Source organism: Salinimicrobium oceani (assembly GCF_012037645.1).
The window spans coordinates 79,654-96,621 of record NZ_JAAVJR010000009.1; the positions used below are offsets into that span (position 1 = coordinate 79,654).

The following is a 16,968-nucleotide window of genomic DNA, read 5'->3' on the forward strand; positions in this document are numbered from 1 at the left end:
GGAAAATGAGTCAAAAAATCAGAATAAAACTAAAATCTTACGATCATAACCTGGTAGACAAATCTGCCGAGAAGATTGTAAAAACCGTGAAAAGTACGGGAGCTGTGGTAACTGGACCAATTCCATTGCCAACTCATAAAAAGATCTTTACAGTACTTCGATCTCCACACGTTAATAAAAAGTCGAGAGAGCAGTTTCAGTTAAGTTCTTATAAAAGATTACTGGATATTTACAGTTCTTCTTCTAAAACTATTGATGCCTTAATGAAACTTGAATTGCCAAGTGGAGTAGAGGTAGAGATTAAAGTGTGATGACACTCAAGGCTTCGAACAGGTTTCGTGGCCATACATGTCCCGAGCTTTAGGCGAGGGAAAAACGGTGAAAAATACATTCAGGATTGGAAGTGTTTTTCAATCCTGAATATTTTTAAATAAATATAAATTAATAACTAATAATTAATTATGTCTGGGTTAATAGGAAAAAAGATTGGCATGACCAGCATTTTTGACGAGAACGGAAAGAACATTCCTTGTACCGTTATTCAGGCCGGGCCATGCGTAATTACCCAAGTCAGAACCGAGGAGGTTGACGGGTACGAAGCTCTTCAACTTGGTTTCGATGACAAAAAGACTGCTAATAAGGCTGCCGAAGGGCATGCTAAAAAAGCCGGAGCTGCAGCAATGCGCAAAGTCGTTGAATTCAAGGGATTTGAAGGAGAGTACAAATTAGGTGACACCATTACCGTTGAGCATTTTACTGAAGGCGAATTTGTAGACGTTTCCGGTTTTTCAAAAGGTAAAGGTTTTCAAGGTGTTGTTAAGCGTCACGGATTTGGTGGTGTTGGACAAGCAACTCACGGTCAACACAACCGTTTAAGAGCTCCCGGATCTATTGGTGCGGCGTCTTATCCTGCGAGAGTTTTCAAAGGAATGCGCATGGCCGGTAGAATGGGTGGTGAAAAAGTAAAAGTAGAAAACCTGAGAGTTTTAAAAGTGGTAGCAGATAAGAACCTTCTTGTAGTGAAAGGTGCTGTTCCGGGACATAAGAACTCTTACGTAATCATTCAGAAGTAATGGAAGTAGCAGTTTTAGATATAAAAGGAAAAGAAACAGGTAGAAAGGCAAACCTTTCTGATGCTGTTTTTGCAGTGGAGCCTAACAACCATGCTGTTTATCTTGATGTGAAACAATATCTGGCTAATCAACGCCAGGGAACTCATAAAGCGAAAGAGCGTGCAGAGATTGCAGGTTCTACCCGTAAGATCAAGAAACAAAAAGGAACAGGTACTGCTCGTGCAGGAAGTATCAAATCTCCAGTTTTTAAAGGAGGGGGAAGAGTTTTTGGACCAAGACCAAGAAGTTATTCATTCAAATTGAATAAGAGCTTGAAGAGATTGGCTAGAAAATCTGCCTTATCCATGAAAGCAAATGACAACTCTATTATAGTTGTGGAAGATTTTTCATTTGAATCTCCTAAAACCAAGAACTTCCTTGAAGTTTTACAGGCATTAGGGCTTCAGGGGAAAAAATCTTTGATAGTGTTGGGTGACTCGAATAAAAACGTATATTTGTCGTCACGCAATTTAAAGGCCTCTGAGGTTGTAAGTGCTTCAGAATTAAGTACTTACAAAATATTAAACGCTAATAATTTAGTGTTTTTAGAAGGGTCTCTAGAAGGAATTGAGTCGAATTTAAGTAAATAAGCATTATGAGTATCTTAATAAAACCTATTATTACAGAGAAAGCTACAGCAGATAGCGAGCTTAACAATAAGTACGCTTTTGTGGTTGATAATAAGGCGAATAAGATTGAAATTAAAGACGCAGTTGAGTCTGCTTATGGTGTTTCAGTTACTAAAGTTCGTACCATTAACGTTCGCCCAGACAGAAAAACCCGTTACACTAAAACGGGTGTTGTCACTGGTAAAACCAGTGCCTATAAAAAGGCGCTAGTACAGGTGGCGGAAGGTGAAACTATTGATTTATATAGTAATCTCTAAGATTAGAAAATGTCAGTTAGAAAATTAAAACCAATTACCCCTGGTCAGCGATTTAGAGTAGTGAACGGATTTGACGCGATCACTACTGATAAGCCGGAGAAAAGCTTATTAGCTCCGAACAAAAAATCGGGTGGTAGAAACAGTCAAGGAAAAATGACCATGCGCTATATGGGTGGTGGTCATAAGAAACGTTACAGGATCATTGATTTTAAAAGAGACAAGCAGGGAATTCCTGCAACTGTCGCTTCTATCGAGTATGATCCAAATAGAACGGCCTTTATCGCCTTATTGAATTATCAAGATGGTGAGAAACGATATATTATTGCTCAGAATGGACTTCAGGTTGGGCAGAATATAGTATCAGGAATGGAGGATGTAGCGCCAGAAATTGGAAATGCTATGCCTTTATCGATTATTCCGTTGGGTACTATTATCTCTTGTATCGAGCTTAGGCCTGGCCAGGGAGCTGTTATGGCTCGTAGTGCTGGGGCATTTGCTCAGCTAATGGCAAGAGAAGGAAAATACGCAACTATCAAATTGCCTTCAGGAGAAATCAGAAGGGTATTGGCGAGCTGTGTTGCAACGATTGGGGCTGTATCAAACAGTGATCACCAATTGCTTGTGTCAGGTAAGGCTGGTAGAAACAGATGGTTGGGTAGAAGACCAAGAACGAGACCGGTTGTTATGAACCCAGTAGATCACCCGATGGGTGGTGGGGAAGGCCGTGCTTCTGGAGGTCATCCACGTTCTAGAAAGGGCATTCCTGCTAAAGGATTTAGAACCCGTTCTAAAACTAAAGCGAGTAATAAATATATTGTAGAACGTAGAAAGAAATAATAAGATATGGCACGTTCATTAAAAAAAGGACCTTACGTTCACTATAAACTGGAGCAAAAAGTAGCTCAGAATACAGAGTCTGGTAAAAAAGCGGTTATTAAGACCTGGTCAAGGGCTTCTATGATCACTCCAGATTTCGTGGGGCAAACAATTGCTGTTCATAATGGGCGCCAGTTTGTACCTGTTTATATTACAGAGAACATGGTAGGTCACAAATTAGGTGAATTTTCACCAACAAGATCTTTTAGAGGTCATGCTGGTGCTAAAAATAAAGGTAAAAAATAATTGAAGCTATGGGAGTTCGTAAAAGAGAAAGAGCAGAGCAGACAAAAGAAGCTAAGAAGCAGATAGCTTTTGCTAAACTGAATAACTGCCCTACTTCACCAAGAAAAATGCGTTTGGTTGCAGATCTTGTTCGTGGTGAAAAAGTAGAAAGAGCGCTTCATATATTGAAATTCAATTCTAAGGATGCATCCAAGAATCTTGAAAAACTGCTATTGTCGGCAATCGCTAACTGGCAGTCTAAGAATGAAGATGCAAGCATTGAAGATGCAGAGTTGTTTGTAAAGGAGATTCGCGTTGATGGAGGAAGTATGTTGAAAAGACTACGTCCTGCACCACAGGGTCGCGCACATAGAATTAGAAAACGTTCCAACCACGTTACATTAGTGCTTGGAGCAAACAATAATACACAAAGCTAGTTAAGAGTATGGGACAGAAAACAAATCCAATCGGGAATCGTCTTGGTATCATTAGAGGATGGGAATCCAACTGGTACGGAGGAAATGACTACGGCGATAAATTAGCCGAAGACGATAAGATTAGAAAATATATCCATGCTCGTCTTTCTAAAGCGAGTGTATCAAGAGTAATTATTGAGCGTACTCTTAAACTTGTAACCGTTACTATCACCACAGCCCGTCCTGGTATCATTATTGGTAAAGGCGGCCAGGAGGTAGACAAGTTGAAAGAAGAGCTTAAAAAAATTACCGACAAGGAAGTTCAAATCAACATCTTTGAAATTAAAAGGCCAGAACTTGATGCTCACCTGGTGGCTTCAAGTGTTGCGAGACAAATTGAGAATCGTATCTCTTACCGTCGTGCAATAAAAATGGCTATTGCGGCTGCAATGAGAATGAACGCTGAAGGTATCAAAATTGAAATCTCTGGCCGTTTGAACGGTGCTGAGATGGCGCGTTCAGAATCATATAAAGATGGAAGAATTCCTTTGTCAACATTTAGAGCCGACATTGACTATGCTTTAGTTGAAGCTCATACTACTTATGGTAGACTGGGTGTTAAAGTATGGATCATGAAAGGTGAGGTATACGGTAAAAGAGAACTTTCTCCACTTGTTGGCATGGCCAAAAAACAAGGAGGAAAAACCGGAACCGGACGAAGTGGTGCACCAAAACCGCGTCGTAGAAAGTAATTTTTTAAAGTAAAGAAAAATGTTACAGCCTAAAAGAACAAAATATCGCAAAATGCAAAAGGGCCGTATGAAAGGTGTTTCTCAAAGAGGACACAGGCTTTCTAACGGGACTTTTGGGATCAAGTCTTTAGACTCAAATTTTGTGACTGCAAGACAAATAGAAGCTGCGCGTATTGCTGCTACTCGTTATATGAAGAGGGAAGGTTCACTTTGGATTAAAATATTTCCAGATAAGCCTATCACAAAAAAGCCTCTTGAAGTACGTATGGGTAAAGGTAAAGGTGCTGTAGAATATTGGGCAGCAGTTGTAAAACCAGGAAGAATACTTTTTGAAATAGGGGGTGTGCCCTTTGATGTTGCAAAAGAGGCTTTGCGCCTTGCAGCTCAAAAACTTCCTGTGAAAACTAAGTTCATTGTAGCTAGAGATTATCAAGCTTAATAAGACACGTTATGAAACAATCAGAAGTTAGAGAATTGTCTGTAGCAGAATTACAGGAAGAACTTGGTAAATCAAGGAAAGCATATTCCGATCTAAAAATGGCTCACGCAGTATCGCCATTAGAGAACCCGATACAGTTAAGAACTGTAAGAAGATCTATAGCGCGTATTGCTACAGAGTTAACTAAAAGAGAACAACAATAAGTGTTATTCTGCTGAAAATGGAAAAAAGAAACTTAAGAAAAGAACGTATAGGTGTTGTTACCAGCAATAAGATGATGAAATCTATTGTGGTTTCAGAAACAAAAAAGGTAAAGCACCCCATGTATGGTAAATTCGTTTTGAAAACGAAAAAGTACGTGGCACACGACGAAACAAACGACTGCAACATTGGAGATACTGTAAGGATCATGGAAACACGTCCTATGAGTAAATCTAAATGCTGGAGATTAGTAGAAATAATTGAAAGAGCGAAGTAATTATGGTACAACAAGAGTCTAGATTAAGAGTTGCAGACAATACCGGGGCTAAAGAAGTTTTAGTGATTCGTGTATTGGGCGGTACAAATAGAAGATACGCTTCTGTTGGAGACAAGATCGTTGTCAGCGTAAAAGAAGCTACACCTAATGGAAACGTGAAGAAGGGTGCAGTTTCAACAGCAGTTGTTGTTCGTACCAAGAAAGAAGTGCGCAGACCAGACGGATCTTATATTCGTTTTGATGATAATGCATGTGTTCTTTTAAACCCTGCAGGGGAGATGAGAGGAACTCGTGTATTTGGACCTGTAGCACGTGAACTTCGTGATAAGCAATTCATGAAGATTGTATCATTGGCGCCAGAAGTGCTTTAATACAGAAATAAGATGAAAAAGCTTAAAATAAAAACTGGAGATACTGTTCGTGTTACCGCTGGTGATCATAAAGGTCAGGAAGGTAAAGTACAGCAAGTATTTTTGGAAAAGAATAAAGCCATTGTGGAAGGTGTAAATATGGTTTCCAAGCATGAGAAGCCAAGTGCATCAAACCCCCAAGGCGGAATTAAGAAGAAGGAAGCACCTATTCATATTTCCAATCTTTCTTTAATTGACAAAAATGGTGATACTACCAGGGTTGGATATAGAACAGAGAATGATAAGAAAGTTAGGTTTTCCAAAAAATCCAATGAAGTAATATAGTTATGGCGTACGTACCAAGACTTAAACAAGAGTATAAGGAGAGAGTAATCTCTGCTCTTACAGAAGAATTCAGTTACTCCAATGTAATGGAGGTTCCAAAACTACAGAAGATAGTTGTGAGCCGCGGAGTTGGAGCAGCTGTTGCAGATAAGAAACTTATTGACCATGCGGTAGACGAATTAACTGCTATCACAGGTCAAAAGGCTGTTGCGACCATATCTAAAAAGGATGTTGCTTCATTTAAACTTCGTAAAGGAATGCCTATTGGTGCTAAAGTTACTTTGCGTGGAGAAAGAATGTATGAATTTCTTGATCGTTTGATCACTTCTGCACTTCCACGTGTTCGTGATTTTAACGGTATTAATGCTACTGGTTTCGACGGAAGAGGAAATTACAACCTGGGAGTGACCGAACAGATTATTTTTCCAGAGATCGATATCGACAAAGTGAACCGTATCAATGGTATGGATATTACCTTTGTTACCAGTGCAAACACCGATAAAGAAGCGAAATCATTGTTAACTGAACTAGGGTTACCTTTTAAAAAGAATTAATTATGGCTAAAGAATCAATGAAAGCCCGTGAGGTAAAGAGACAAAAGATGGTAGATAAGTATGCTGAGAAACGCAAAGCTTTGAAAGAAGCTGGTGATTACGAAGCGCTACAAAAACTGCCAAAAAATGCCTCTCCAGTTCGTTTGCACAATCGCTGCAAGCTTACCGGAAGACCTAGAGGGTATATGAGACAATTCGGGATTTCCCGTGTTACTTTCAGAGAAATGGCTAACAATGGTTTGATACCTGGAGTTAGAAAAGCTAGTTGGTAGAAATATAAATTGGTTGAAGGTTCTTTTAATTAAAGAAAACCACTTCCGCAAATTGAAATAGATGAACACAGATCCTATTGCAGATTATTTGACGAGAATTAGAAATGCTGTTGCTGCCAATCACAGGGTGGTTGAAATTCCGGCTTCTAATCTTAAGAAGGAGATCACCAAGATCTTATTTGATCAAGGTTATATCCTTAGTTACAAGTTTGATGATTCTACCGCTCAGGGGAGCATCAAAATTGCACTAAAATATGATAAGGTAACCAAAGAGCCTGTTATCAAGAAAATTCAGCGCATAAGTAAACCTGGTTTACGTAAATATGCTGGTGCCAATGAACTTCCACGTATCCTTAACGGCCTTGGAATTGCTATTGTTTCTACTTCTCATGGTGTGATGACCGGAAAGCAGGCACAGCAGGAAAAAGTTGGTGGTGAAGTATTGTGCTACGTTTACTAATATTTAAAGACGAAACGAAATGTCAAGAATAGGTAAAAGTCCAATCACAATTCCACAAGGTGTTACAGTAGACATTAAAGACGGAGTTGTTACGGCAAAAGGAAAATTAGGAGAGCTTACTCAGGAGATCAGAGATATCGACGTTAAAATCGAAGATGGAGTGATCACTTTGGAGCGCCCTTCAGATAAAAAAGAATTTAAAGCAAAACACGGTCTTTATCGTGCTTTGATCAGTAACATGATCGAAGGAGTGTCCAATGGATTTACTCATGAGCTTGAATTAGTTGGTGTGGGATACAGAGCAACGAACCAGGGACAAAAATTGGATCTGGCTGTTGGGTACTCTCATAACATTGTATTAGATTTGGCCCCCGAAGTAAAGGTGGAAACCATTTCAGACAAAGGTAAGAACCCTGTAGTGAAACTAACTTCACATGACAAGCAACTGGTAGGGCAGGTAGCTGCGAAGATTCGATCTTTCCGTGCACCAGAACCTTATAAAGGTAAAGGTATTAAGTTCAAAGGAGAGCAATTAAGAAGAAAAGCAGGTAAATCAGCTTAATAAGTAAGATTATGGCAGTGTCAAAACAAGATAGAAGAAACAAGATCAGGAAGAGGATCAGAAGAGATATTAACGGTACTCAAAGCCGTCCAAGACTATCGATTTTTAGAAGTAATAAAGAAATTTATGCTCAGATCGTTAATGACGAGGATGGAAAGACCATAGTATCTGCTTCTTCCAGAGATAAAGAAGTTGCATCTGCAACTACAGGAAACAAAGTAGAGCAGGCAGCATTAGTTGGAAAGGCTATTGCTGAAAAAGCTTTAAAGGCCGGGATAGAAACCATTTCTTTTGATAGAGGAGGTTACCTGTACCACGGAAGAGTAAAATCATTAGCAGAAGGTGCTCGCGAAGGAGGACTAAAATTCTAAAAAGATATGTATCAGGATTATAAAAACGTAGAACTTGTAAAGCCGGGCGGACTTGAATTAAAGGATCGTTTGGTGGGTGTACAACGTGTTACTAAAGTTACAAAAGGTGGTAGAGCTTTTGGTTTTTCTGCAATTGTAGTTGTAGGTGACGAAAATGGTGTTGTAGGCCACGGGTTAGGAAAATCAAAAGAAGTAGCCGATGCTATTTCTAAAGCAGTAGAAGACGCAAAGAAGAACCTGGTGCGTATCCCTCTTAACAAGGGTACTCTGCCGCATGAGCAAAAAGGAAAATATGGTGGTGCAAGAGTAATGCTATTGCCTGCAGCTGCCGGTACGGGAGTAATTGCTGGTGGTGCCATTCGTGCAGTACTGGAATCTGTTGGAGTGCATGACGTACTTTCAAAGAACCAGGGATCTTCAAATCCTCATAACGTGGTGAAAGCAACTTTTGATGCCTTACTTCAATTGAGAAGTGCAGAAACTGTAGCTAAACAACGTGGTATTTCGCTTGAAAAAGTTTTTAAAGGATAATAACAAGGAATAATGGGAAAAATAAAAGTTACACAGGTAAAAAGTGCTATTAAGCGCACTCAAAACCAGAAACGTACTTTGGAAGCACTGGGTCTTAGAAAACTAGGGCAGGTTGTGGAGCATGAAAATACGCCAAACATCCTTGGTATGGTAAATAAAGTAAATCACTTGGTTTCCGTTGAGGAGACAAAATAAGAAACTCACATGGATTTAAGTAACTTAAAACCTGCAAAAGGTTCGGTTCAAAGTAACAATAAGCGTGTTGGACGCGGTGAAGGATCAGGAAAGGGCGGTACTGCTACTCGTGGTCATAAAGGTGCCAAATCACGTTCAGGTTATTCCAGAAAAATAGGATTTGAAGGTGGGCAGATGCCACTTCAGAGAAGAGTTCCAAAATTTGGATTTACCAACATCAACCGCAAAGAGTATCAGGGAATTAATCTTGATACACTACAGGGGCTAGTAGATGATGGGAAAATCACAGATACAGTGGACATGAATGTTCTTGTGGAAAATGGTTTGGCCGGAAAGAACGAATTGGTTAAGATATTAGGTAGAGGAGAATTAAAGGCAAAGTTGAAAATATCTGTTCATAAATTTACTGCCTCAGCAAAGCAGGCTATTGAAGCTGCTGGTGGTGAAGCTGTTACTTTATAATAGATAAACAATGAAATTCATCAATACATTAAAGAATATCTGGAAAATCGAGGAGCTAAAAAATAGAATTTTAGTGACCCTCGGTTTGTTGTTGGTGTATCGTTTTGGAGCACAGGTTGTGCTACCTGGGATTGATGCGTCTCAATTAGCGAACTTAGCCACACAAACAGACGGTGGTCTTTTAGGCTTGCTAAACGCTTTTACGGGAGGTGCATTTTCTAATGCTTCTGTATTTGCCTTAGGGATCATGCCTTATATCTCTGCCTCTATTGTAGTTCAATTGATGGGAATTGCGGTTCCTTATCTTCAGAAACTTCAGAAAGAAGGAGAGAGTGGGCGTAGAAGGATCAATCAAATTACAAGATGGCTTACTATTGCCATCACTTTGGTGCAGGGACCAGGTTATATCTATAACCTTTTTGCCACCCTTCCGTCAAGTGCATTCCTTTTGGGAAGTACTGTGACCTTTGTGGCGTCTTCTGTAATTATCCTTACAACGGGAACCATTTTTGCAATGTGGCTCGGTGAGAAGATCACAGATAAAGGTATAGGTAACGGTATCTCTTTGCTTATTATGGTTGGAATTATTGCGACCCTACCTCAGGCTTTTATTCAGGAATTCGCTTCCAGGGTATTCGAATCTAATGGTGGTCTTATCATGATTCTAATCGAACTTGTAATCTGGTTCGCAATCATTTTGGCTAGTGTTATGTTGGTGATGGCTGTTCGGCAAATCCCGGTACAGTATGCGCGAAGAACTGCAACTGGTGGTTATGAGAAGAACGTATTTGGTTCTAGACAATACATTCCATTGAAATTAAATGCTTCAGGGGTTATGCCTATTATTTTCGCTCAGGCGATCATGTTTATTCCCGCAGCGGTTGCTGGACTTTCACAGTCGGAAACTGCGCAAGGCGTAACTGCAGCTTTTAGTGATATATTCGGCTTTTGGTACAATTTGGTGTTCGCGTTGTTAATCATAATATTTACGTACTTTTACACCGCGATTACAGTACCTACAAATAAAATGGCAGATGATCTTAAACGTAGTGGTGGGTTTATACCGGGAATTCGTCCAGGTACCGAAACTGCTGAATTTTTGGATAGGATCATGTCACAAATCACCCTACCAGGTTCTGTTTTCTTAGCGCTTATCGCAGTGTTCCCTGCTATTATCGTTTCCCTTTTAGGGGTACAGGCCGGATGGGCTTTGTTCTTTGGAGGAACATCATTGTTAATTATGGTTGGAGTTGCAATCGATACCATGCAGCAGGTTAATTCATACCTGTTGAACAGACACTATGATGGTCTTATGAAAACCGGTAAAAACAGAAAAGCAGTAGCGTAATGGCAAAACAATCGGCAATAGAACAAGACGGAACGATCATTGAAGCATTGTCAAATGCTATGTTTCGGGTGGAATTAGAGAATGGTCATGTTGTGACCGCACATATCTCGGGTAAGATGCGTATGCATTATATTAAGTTATTGCCTGGAGACAAAGTTAAATTAGAAATGAGCCCGTATGATTTATCAAAGGCTCGAATAACTTACAGATACTAATAACTATGAAAGTTAGAGCATCAATTAAAAAAAGAAGTGCCGAGTGCAAAATTGTGCGAAGAAAAGGCAGACTGTACGTGATTAACAAAAAGAATCCAAAATTTAAACAAAGACAAGGGTAGTTATGGCTAGAATTGCAGGTGTTGATATACCAAAACAAAAGCGAGGCGTTATAGCATTGACCTATATCTTCGGAATTGGAAAGAGCAGAGCTCAGGAAATTCTTAAAGAGGCCAACGTTGAAGAAGGAAAAAAAGTTTCTGATTGGAACGATGACGAAATCGGAAGAATTCGTGAGGCCGTTGGATCCTTTAAGATCGAAGGAGAATTACGTTCAGAAATTCAATTGAGCATTAAGCGCTTAATGGATATTGGAAGTTACAGAGGAATTCGTCACAGAGCGGGACTACCGTTAAGAGGACAAAGGACTAAGAACAACTCCAGAACAAGAAAAGGAAGAAGAAAAACAGTTGCAAACAAGAAGAAAGCAACTAAATAATAAGTAGGATGGCAAAAGCAAAAGCAACTCAAAAGAAGCGTAAAGTAAATGTTGAGTCTATTGGAGAAGCACATGTTACTGCTTCTTTCAACAACATTATCATTTCGTTGACCAATAAAAAAGGAGATGTAATTTCCTGGTCTTCTGCCGGTAAAATGGGCTTTAGAGGATCTAAGAAAAACACTCCTTACGCAGCTCAGTTAGCTGCAGAAGACGCATCTAAAGTAGCTCACGAAGCTGGGCTTCGCAAGGTGAAAGTATATGTGAAAGGACCAGGAAACGGTAGAGAATCTGCGATTCGTTCCCTTCACAATGCAGGAATTGAAGTAACTGAGATTATCGATGTTACTCCACTTCCACACAACGGATGTCGTCCTCCAAAAAGACGTAGAGTTTAATTAATAAGTATAACAAAAAGTAAGCAAAGAGATCTGCGAAGGACAGTGACCTTAATTCCACGATCGCTTGCTTTATAATCAATTTTTCAATGGCAAGATATACTGGTCCAAAGACTAAAATCGCCCGTAAATTCGGGGAAGCTATTTTCGGAGATGACAAATCTTTCGAGAAAAGAAATTATCCTCCAGGACAACACGGTAACAACCGTCGTCGTGGAAAGAAATCTGAATATGCAATCCAGTTAATGGAAAAGCAAAAAGCTAAGTATACTTATGGTATCCTTGAGCGTCAATTCAGAAACATGTTTGAAAGAGCAACTCGTGCCCAGGGTATTACCGGGGAAGTGCTTTTGCAATTGTGTGAATCTCGTTTAGATAACGTAGTTTACAGAATGGGAATTGCTCCGTCAAGACGCGCTGCAAGACAGCTAGTTTCTCACAGACACATTACTGTTAATGGAGAGTTAGTGAACATTCCTTCTTACCAGCTACAGGCAGGTGATGTTGTAGGAGTAAGAGAGAAATCTAAATCCTTAAGCGCCATCCAGGATTCATTATCTAATTCAGGAAGTGTGTACGAATGGATCACATTCAATAATGAGACCAAGCAGGGAACATATGTTTCTGTACCGGGAAGAGTACAAATTCCCGAAAATATAAATGAACAATTCATCGTCGAATTATATTCGAAATAATAATTCACAGAAGTCGTAATATGGCAATATTAAATTTTCAGAAGCCCGATAAAGTTATAATGATTGATTCAACCGATTTCGAAGGGAAATTTGAATTTCGCCCTTTGGAACCCGGTTATGGATTGACTGTTGGTAACGCTCTAAGGAGAGTACTTTTATCTTCACTTGAAGGGTTCGCTATTACTTCGGTACGTATCGAAGGCGTAGACCACGAATTCTCAACTATCCCCGGGGTAGTAGAAGACGTAACCGAAATAATTCTGAATCTGAAACAGATCAGGTTTAAGAGGCAAATTGATGAAATAGACAATGAAGCCGTTACAATTTCTGTTTCTGGTCAAGAGCAATTAACTGCAGGGCATTTCCAAAAATTCATTTCTGGTTTCCAGATCCTTAATCCAGATCTTGTTATCTGTAACATGGATAAGAAGGTAAACCTTAATATGGAAGTTACTGTAGAAAAGGGTAGAGGATACGTTCCTGCTGAAGAGAACAAAAAAGCGAATGCGCCTTTAGGTACCATCTATACCGATTCGATCTACACTCCTGTGAAGAACGTAAAGTATAGTATTGAAAACTACAGGGTTGAGCAAAAAACCGATTACGAAAAACTCGTTTTCGAGATCTCTACAGACGGTTCAATCCATCCTAAGGAAGCCTTGACTGAAGCTGCCAAGACTTTGATCCACCACTTTATGCTGTTCTCTGATGAACGCATTACTTTGGAGGCCGATGAAATTGCACAGACTGAAACTTATGATGAAGAATCACTTCATATGCGTCAGTTATTAAAGACCAAATTAGTTGATATGGATCTTTCAGTAAGGGCATTAAACTGTCTTAAAGCTGCTGAAGTGGATACCCTTGGGGACTTGGTTTCATATAACAAGAACGACCTTATGAAGTTCCGTAACTTCGGAAAGAAATCCCTTACTGAACTCGAAGAGTTGGTAAACAACAAAGGGTTGAATTTCGGAATGGATCTTTCAAAATATAAATTAGATAAAGACTAGTCGCACAACCGCGAGGTCGTTATCATAACACAATAACCGTCATAGTTTGCTCCTCAAAATGGGTTGTAGCAAGATGATGAAACAAAAAATGTCATGAGACACGGAAAAAAAATAAACCACTTAGGTAGACAAACTGCTCATCGTAAAGCGATGTTGGCAAATATGGCTTGTTCCCTAATTGAGCATAAAAGAATCAATACTACTGTTGCAAAGGCGAAAGCTTTAAAGCAATTTGTAGAACCTCTGGTAACAAAATCTAAAGAAGATACAACTCATAACAGAAGACTTGTTTTTTCTAAACTTCGCGATAAAGAAGCAATTTCTGAATTATTCCGCGAAATAGCTCCTAAAGTGGGTGACCGTCCAGGAGGTTATACTCGAATTATTAAACTTGGAAACAGGTTAGGAGATAACGCAGATATGGCACTTATCGAGCTTGTTGATTACAACGAGATCTATAATGTCAATAAGCCAGAGAAAAAGAAATCCACACGTCGTGCCGGTAGAAGTAAGAAAGCTGCCGATACTGCTCAGGCTAAACCTGAAGCAACTTCAGAGGATAAAAAAAATGAAGGTAACGAAGAATAGGGATGTTTTTTTCTTCTTAATTTTAAAAAAGGATAAGCCGAGAAGCTTATCCTTTTTTTATACCCAAACAATAGGGTCTCAAAAATGATGTTTTTAGAGTAAATTTTTGAAAGAGATATTACTACGCTGAACTATCAATTGAAAATGATAATTTTGTTTAAAGAAATTAGCACACGCTTATGAAATACCAGACCAGAAGAAAAGCTATACTATTATTAGAAGACGGAACTATTTTCCACGGAAAAGCTGTCGGAGGAAAAGAGGGGAAGGCCTTTGGAGAGGTCTGTTTTAATACGGGAATGACCGGTTACCAGGAAATTTTTACAGATCCTTCCTACTTTGGCCAGATCATGGTAACCACCAATGCACATATTGGGAATTATGGTGCCAATGAAAATGAGAAGGAAGCCGAAACTGCGCAGATCTCAGGTTTGGTATGTAAAAACTTCAGCTACTATCAGTCCCGACCATCTGCAGATGAGACGCTGGAGGAATTTTTAGATCGCAGCAGGCTTTTTGCCATTTCAGATATAGATACCCGTGCGCTGGTTACTTATATTAGGGAAAATGGCGCTATGAATGCCGTGATCACTACTCAGTTTGAGGATATGGAGGCCTTGAAAAAGGAATTGGCCGAAGTTCCAGATATGAACGGTCTTGAACTGGCATCCAAGGTCTCGACTAAAGAACCTTATTTCTTCGGAGATGAATCGGCTAGTTTGAGAGTAGCCGTCCTTGACATAGGTGTCAAAAAGAGCATTTTAAAGCATCTTTCAAAAAGAGATGTGTATTGTAAGGTCTTTCCGTTTAACACCTCCTATGCTGAGATGAAATCTTGGGAACCACACGGTTATCTATTGTCTAATGGACCAGGAGATCCGCAGCCCCTTTCAGGAGCGATCCGGGTAGCTAAAGATATTATTGAGGAGAATAAACCTCTTTTTGGAATTTGCCTTGGCCATCAGGTCATTGCCCTGGCGAATGGGATTTCAACCTATAAGATGCATCACGGTCACAGAGGAATTAATCATCCAATTCTTAACCTGGAAACCGGAAAGGGTGAGATCACATCTCAAAATCACGGATTTTCTGTGAGTAAAGAAGAAACTGAGGCGAATGAGGAAGTTGTCGTGACACATACCCATCTTAATGATCAAACTGTTGCGGGAATAAGGATGAAGAACAAGAATTGTTTCTCCGTTCAATATCATCCCGAGGCTAGCCCGGGACCTAATGATGCCCATTATCTTTTTGATGAATTCATTCACAATATGATTTCAGAGAAGAATAAATAAAATCCAAACCCGCAACAGCGGGTTTTTTTTGTCTATAACGTTCTCGTTAATAAAATTCTCTGAACTTCTTTGAAGTAGCGTTGCCTGTTTTTACTATTCTTTTGAAGAATTCGTACCTTGCAGGGACAGAATAAGATAATTAAATAAAACTATAAGCATGAGTATTATAATTAACATACACGCGCGTCAAATCTTCGATTCCAGAGGAAATCCAACAGTAGAAGTTGATGTGGAAACTGAAAATGGAATTATTGGCAGAGCTGCAGTACCATCTGGTGCTTCTACAGGAGAACACGAAGCCGTAGAGCTTCGCGATGGTGGAAAGGATTACATGGGAAAAGGGGTTTCTAAGGCAGTTAAAAATGTAAATGAGATCATTGCTGAAGAGCTGTTGGGCTATTCGGTATTCGATCAGAACATCATTGATCAAGCCATGATCGAACTTGACGGTACTCCAAATAAATCAAAATTAGGAGCCAACGCCATTCTGGGTGTTTCGCTTGCAGTTGCAAAGGCGGCAGCAAATGAACTCAATATGCCGTTATACAGGTACGTAGGAGGAGTAAGTGCAAATACACTTCCTGTTCCTATGATGAACATAATTAACGGAGGTTCTCATAGCGACGCTCCTATAGCATTTCAGGAATTCATGGTAATGCCGGTTAAAGCAAAAGATTTTTCTGAAGCTTTAAAAATGGGAACAGAAATTTTTCATCATTTGAAAAAAGTGTTGCATGACAGGGGACTTAGTACCGCTGTTGGAGACGAAGGTGGATTTGCACCGACCCTTGATGGAACTGAAGATGCCCTTGATACAATTCTGAAATCTATAAAGAATGCAGGGTACAAGCCTGGGGAGGAAGTAATGATCGCACTGGATTGTGCTGCTGCCGAATTCTACGTGAACGGGAAGTATGACTATACGAAGTTCGAAGGAGAATCAGGAAAAATCAGAAACAGTGAAGAGCAGGCACAATATCTTGCTGAGCTTGCTGCAAATTATCCTATTATTTCTATAGAGGACGGAATGGATGAGAATGACTGGGATGGTTGGAAAGCACTAACTGAGAAAGTTGGAGATAAAGTTCAGCTGGTAGGAGATGATCTTTTTGTTACCAATGTGGAAAGACTTTCTAAAGGGATAGAGAATAACATCGCCAATTCAATTTTGATAAAGGTGAACCAGATTGGGACTTTGACCGAAACAATTTCGGCTGTAAATATGGCCCACAACGCTGGTTATACTTCAGTAATGTCACATCGTTCCGGAGAAACTGAAGACAATACAATCGCCGATCTAGCGGTAGCTTTAAATACAGGACAGATCAAAACTGGTTCTGCGTCGAGAAGTGATCGTATGGCTAAGTACAACCAGTTGCTGCGTATAGAAGAAGAACTTGGGAGCGTGGCTTATTTTCCTCAGGAAAAAGCTTTCAAGATAAAGAGATAGAAAAAACTGCTTTTTAAAAAAGCCTTTCCATGTGGAAAGGCTTTTTTTTTTAACATTGACCCGTCCTGAAATAAGTTGACAACAAATCGACTTATTTATGAAATCATCAACAAACAAAGCAGTTAAACGGACACAGAAGGATTACAACTTAGGCTTTAAATTGGCAGTAGTATCCCAGGTA

At 39.7% G+C, this 16,968-nt stretch carries 31 protein-coding genes; all 31 read left to right on the forward strand.

Going from position 1 to position 16,968, the window contains the following annotated elements; translation table 11 throughout:
* The first annotated feature begins 5 nt into the window (after positions 1-5).
* Positions 6-311: a 30S ribosomal protein S10 gene (gene rpsJ, locus HC175_RS13590; RefSeq protein ID WP_010181931.1), complete on the forward strand. Its 306-nt coding sequence runs from the start codon at positions 6-8 to the stop codon at positions 309-311.
* Between the two features lie 150 nt (positions 312-461).
* Entirely contained in the window at positions 462-1,073 is a 612-nt protein-coding gene (rplC, locus tag HC175_RS13595; RefSeq protein WP_168139049.1) for a 50S ribosomal protein L3, read from the forward strand.
* A complete protein-coding gene (rplD, locus tag HC175_RS13600; RefSeq protein WP_168139050.1) occupies positions 1,073-1,702 on the forward strand; it encodes a 50S ribosomal protein L4 in 630 nt (209 codons plus the stop codon). Before rplC ends, rplD begins: the two co-directional genes overlap by 1 nt.
* A gap of 5 nt (positions 1,703-1,707) precedes the next feature.
* Positions 1,708-1,998, forward strand: coding sequence for a 50S ribosomal protein L23 (gene rplW / locus HC175_RS13605; protein ID WP_029037130.1), 291 nt, complete (start codon positions 1,708-1,710; stop codon positions 1,996-1,998).
* 9 nt (positions 1,999-2,007) lie between these two features.
* Positions 2,008-2,835, forward strand: a complete 828-nt coding sequence (gene rplB, locus HC175_RS13610) for a 50S ribosomal protein L2 (RefSeq protein ID WP_168139051.1) — start codon at positions 2,008-2,010, stop codon at positions 2,833-2,835.
* 6 nt (positions 2,836-2,841) lie between these two features.
* Positions 2,842-3,120, forward strand: coding sequence for a 30S ribosomal protein S19 (gene rpsS, locus HC175_RS13615; RefSeq protein ID WP_029037132.1), 279 nt, complete (start codon positions 2,842-2,844; stop codon positions 3,118-3,120).
* A gap of 8 nt (positions 3,121-3,128) precedes the next feature.
* The gene (rplV, locus tag HC175_RS13620; protein WP_097056532.1) at positions 3,129-3,536 is read left to right on the forward strand and encodes a 50S ribosomal protein L22; all 408 of its coding nucleotides are present in this window, start codon (positions 3,129-3,131) and stop codon (positions 3,534-3,536) included.
* 8 nt (positions 3,537-3,544) lie between these two features.
* Positions 3,545-4,267, forward strand: a complete 723-nt coding sequence (gene rpsC / locus HC175_RS13625) for a 30S ribosomal protein S3 (RefSeq protein ID WP_168139052.1) — start codon at positions 3,545-3,547, stop codon at positions 4,265-4,267.
* A gap of 19 nt (positions 4,268-4,286) precedes the next feature.
* Entirely contained in the window at positions 4,287-4,706 is a 420-nt protein-coding gene (rplP, locus tag HC175_RS13630) for a 50S ribosomal protein L16 (protein WP_029037135.1), read from the forward strand.
* A gap of 11 nt (positions 4,707-4,717) precedes the next feature.
* On the forward strand, positions 4,718-4,909 hold the full coding sequence (rpmC, locus tag HC175_RS13635; RefSeq protein ID WP_097056535.1) for a 50S ribosomal protein L29: 192 nt from the start codon (positions 4,718-4,720) through the stop codon (positions 4,907-4,909).
* A gap of 17 nt (positions 4,910-4,926) precedes the next feature.
* Positions 4,927-5,184: a 30S ribosomal protein S17 gene (gene rpsQ, locus HC175_RS13640; RefSeq protein WP_097056536.1), complete on the forward strand. Its 258-nt coding sequence runs from the start codon at positions 4,927-4,929 to the stop codon at positions 5,182-5,184.
* 2 nt (positions 5,185-5,186) lie between these two features.
* Complete coding sequence (gene rplN, locus HC175_RS13645) at positions 5,187-5,555, forward strand: 50S ribosomal protein L14 (protein WP_029037137.1); 369 nt, start codon at positions 5,187-5,189, stop codon at positions 5,553-5,555.
* Between the two features lie 12 nt (positions 5,556-5,567).
* On the forward strand, positions 5,568-5,879 hold the full coding sequence (gene rplX / locus HC175_RS13650) for a 50S ribosomal protein L24 (protein ID WP_168139053.1): 312 nt from the start codon (positions 5,568-5,570) through the stop codon (positions 5,877-5,879).
* Between the two features lie 2 nt (positions 5,880-5,881).
* Positions 5,882-6,433: a 50S ribosomal protein L5 gene (gene rplE, locus HC175_RS13655; protein ID WP_168139054.1), complete on the forward strand. Its 552-nt coding sequence runs from the start codon at positions 5,882-5,884 to the stop codon at positions 6,431-6,433.
* Positions 6,434-6,435: 2 nt separating this feature from the next.
* Positions 6,436-6,705, forward strand: a complete 270-nt coding sequence (gene rpsN / locus HC175_RS13660; RefSeq protein ID WP_168139055.1) for a 30S ribosomal protein S14 — start codon at positions 6,436-6,438, stop codon at positions 6,703-6,705.
* 61 nt (positions 6,706-6,766) lie between these two features.
* Positions 6,767-7,165, forward strand: coding sequence for a 30S ribosomal protein S8 (gene rpsH / locus HC175_RS13665; RefSeq protein WP_097056540.1), 399 nt, complete (start codon positions 6,767-6,769; stop codon positions 7,163-7,165).
* Positions 7,166-7,184: 19 nt separating this feature from the next.
* Entirely contained in the window at positions 7,185-7,727 is a 543-nt protein-coding gene (rplF, locus tag HC175_RS13670; RefSeq protein ID WP_168139056.1) for a 50S ribosomal protein L6, read from the forward strand.
* An 11-nt stretch (positions 7,728-7,738) separates the two neighbouring features.
* A complete protein-coding gene (gene rplR, locus HC175_RS13675) occupies positions 7,739-8,098 on the forward strand; it encodes a 50S ribosomal protein L18 (RefSeq protein WP_168139057.1) in 360 nt (119 codons plus the stop codon).
* 6 nt (positions 8,099-8,104) lie between these two features.
* Positions 8,105-8,629 carry a 30S ribosomal protein S5 gene (gene rpsE / locus HC175_RS13680; protein WP_168139058.1) on the forward strand — a complete coding sequence of 175 codons (525 nt, stop codon included), beginning with the start codon at positions 8,105-8,107 and terminating at the stop codon, positions 8,627-8,629.
* 12 nt (positions 8,630-8,641) lie between these two features.
* Complete coding sequence (rpmD, locus tag HC175_RS13685; protein WP_029037145.1) at positions 8,642-8,824, forward strand: 50S ribosomal protein L30; 183 nt, start codon at positions 8,642-8,644, stop codon at positions 8,822-8,824.
* A 9-nt stretch (positions 8,825-8,833) separates the two neighbouring features.
* Entirely contained in the window at positions 8,834-9,286 is a 453-nt protein-coding gene (gene rplO, locus HC175_RS13690; protein ID WP_168139059.1) for a 50S ribosomal protein L15, read from the forward strand.
* A gap of 10 nt (positions 9,287-9,296) precedes the next feature.
* Positions 9,297-10,634, forward strand: coding sequence for a preprotein translocase subunit SecY (gene secY, locus HC175_RS13695; protein WP_168139060.1), 1,338 nt, complete (start codon positions 9,297-9,299; stop codon positions 10,632-10,634).
* Positions 10,634-10,849 (forward strand): translation initiation factor IF-1, encoded by a 216-nt coding sequence (infA, locus tag HC175_RS13700; protein ID WP_006988529.1) that lies wholly within the window; start codon positions 10,634-10,636, stop codon positions 10,847-10,849. Before secY ends, infA begins: the two co-directional genes overlap by 1 nt.
* A gap of 5 nt (positions 10,850-10,854) precedes the next feature.
* The gene (gene ykgO / locus HC175_RS13705) at positions 10,855-10,971 is read left to right on the forward strand and encodes a type B 50S ribosomal protein L36 (RefSeq protein ID WP_037325435.1); all 117 of its coding nucleotides are present in this window, start codon (positions 10,855-10,857) and stop codon (positions 10,969-10,971) included.
* Between the two features lie 2 nt (positions 10,972-10,973).
* Positions 10,974-11,348, forward strand: a complete 375-nt coding sequence (gene rpsM, locus HC175_RS13710; protein ID WP_168139061.1) for a 30S ribosomal protein S13 — start codon at positions 10,974-10,976, stop codon at positions 11,346-11,348.
* 8 nt (positions 11,349-11,356) lie between these two features.
* On the forward strand, positions 11,357-11,746 hold the full coding sequence (gene rpsK / locus HC175_RS13715) for a 30S ribosomal protein S11 (protein WP_029037149.1): 390 nt from the start codon (positions 11,357-11,359) through the stop codon (positions 11,744-11,746).
* Positions 11,747-11,835: 89 nt separating this feature from the next.
* On the forward strand, positions 11,836-12,441 hold the full coding sequence (gene rpsD / locus HC175_RS13720; RefSeq protein ID WP_168139062.1) for a 30S ribosomal protein S4: 606 nt from the start codon (positions 11,836-11,838) through the stop codon (positions 12,439-12,441).
* A 20-nt stretch (positions 12,442-12,461) separates the two neighbouring features.
* Positions 12,462-13,454, forward strand: coding sequence for a DNA-directed RNA polymerase subunit alpha (locus HC175_RS13725; RefSeq protein WP_168139063.1), 993 nt, complete (start codon positions 12,462-12,464; stop codon positions 13,452-13,454).
* Positions 13,455-13,547: 93 nt separating this feature from the next.
* Positions 13,548-14,042 carry a 50S ribosomal protein L17 gene (gene rplQ, locus HC175_RS13730; RefSeq protein ID WP_168139064.1) on the forward strand — a complete coding sequence of 165 codons (495 nt, stop codon included), beginning with the start codon at positions 13,548-13,550 and terminating at the stop codon, positions 14,040-14,042.
* A gap of 179 nt (positions 14,043-14,221) precedes the next feature.
* Complete coding sequence (gene carA, locus HC175_RS13735; RefSeq protein ID WP_168139065.1) at positions 14,222-15,337, forward strand: glutamine-hydrolyzing carbamoyl-phosphate synthase small subunit; 1,116 nt, start codon at positions 14,222-14,224, stop codon at positions 15,335-15,337.
* A gap of 157 nt (positions 15,338-15,494) precedes the next feature.
* On the forward strand, positions 15,495-16,787 hold the full coding sequence (eno, locus tag HC175_RS13740; protein ID WP_168139066.1) for a phosphopyruvate hydratase: 1,293 nt from the start codon (positions 15,495-15,497) through the stop codon (positions 16,785-16,787).
* Positions 16,788-16,968 lie beyond the last annotated feature (181 nt).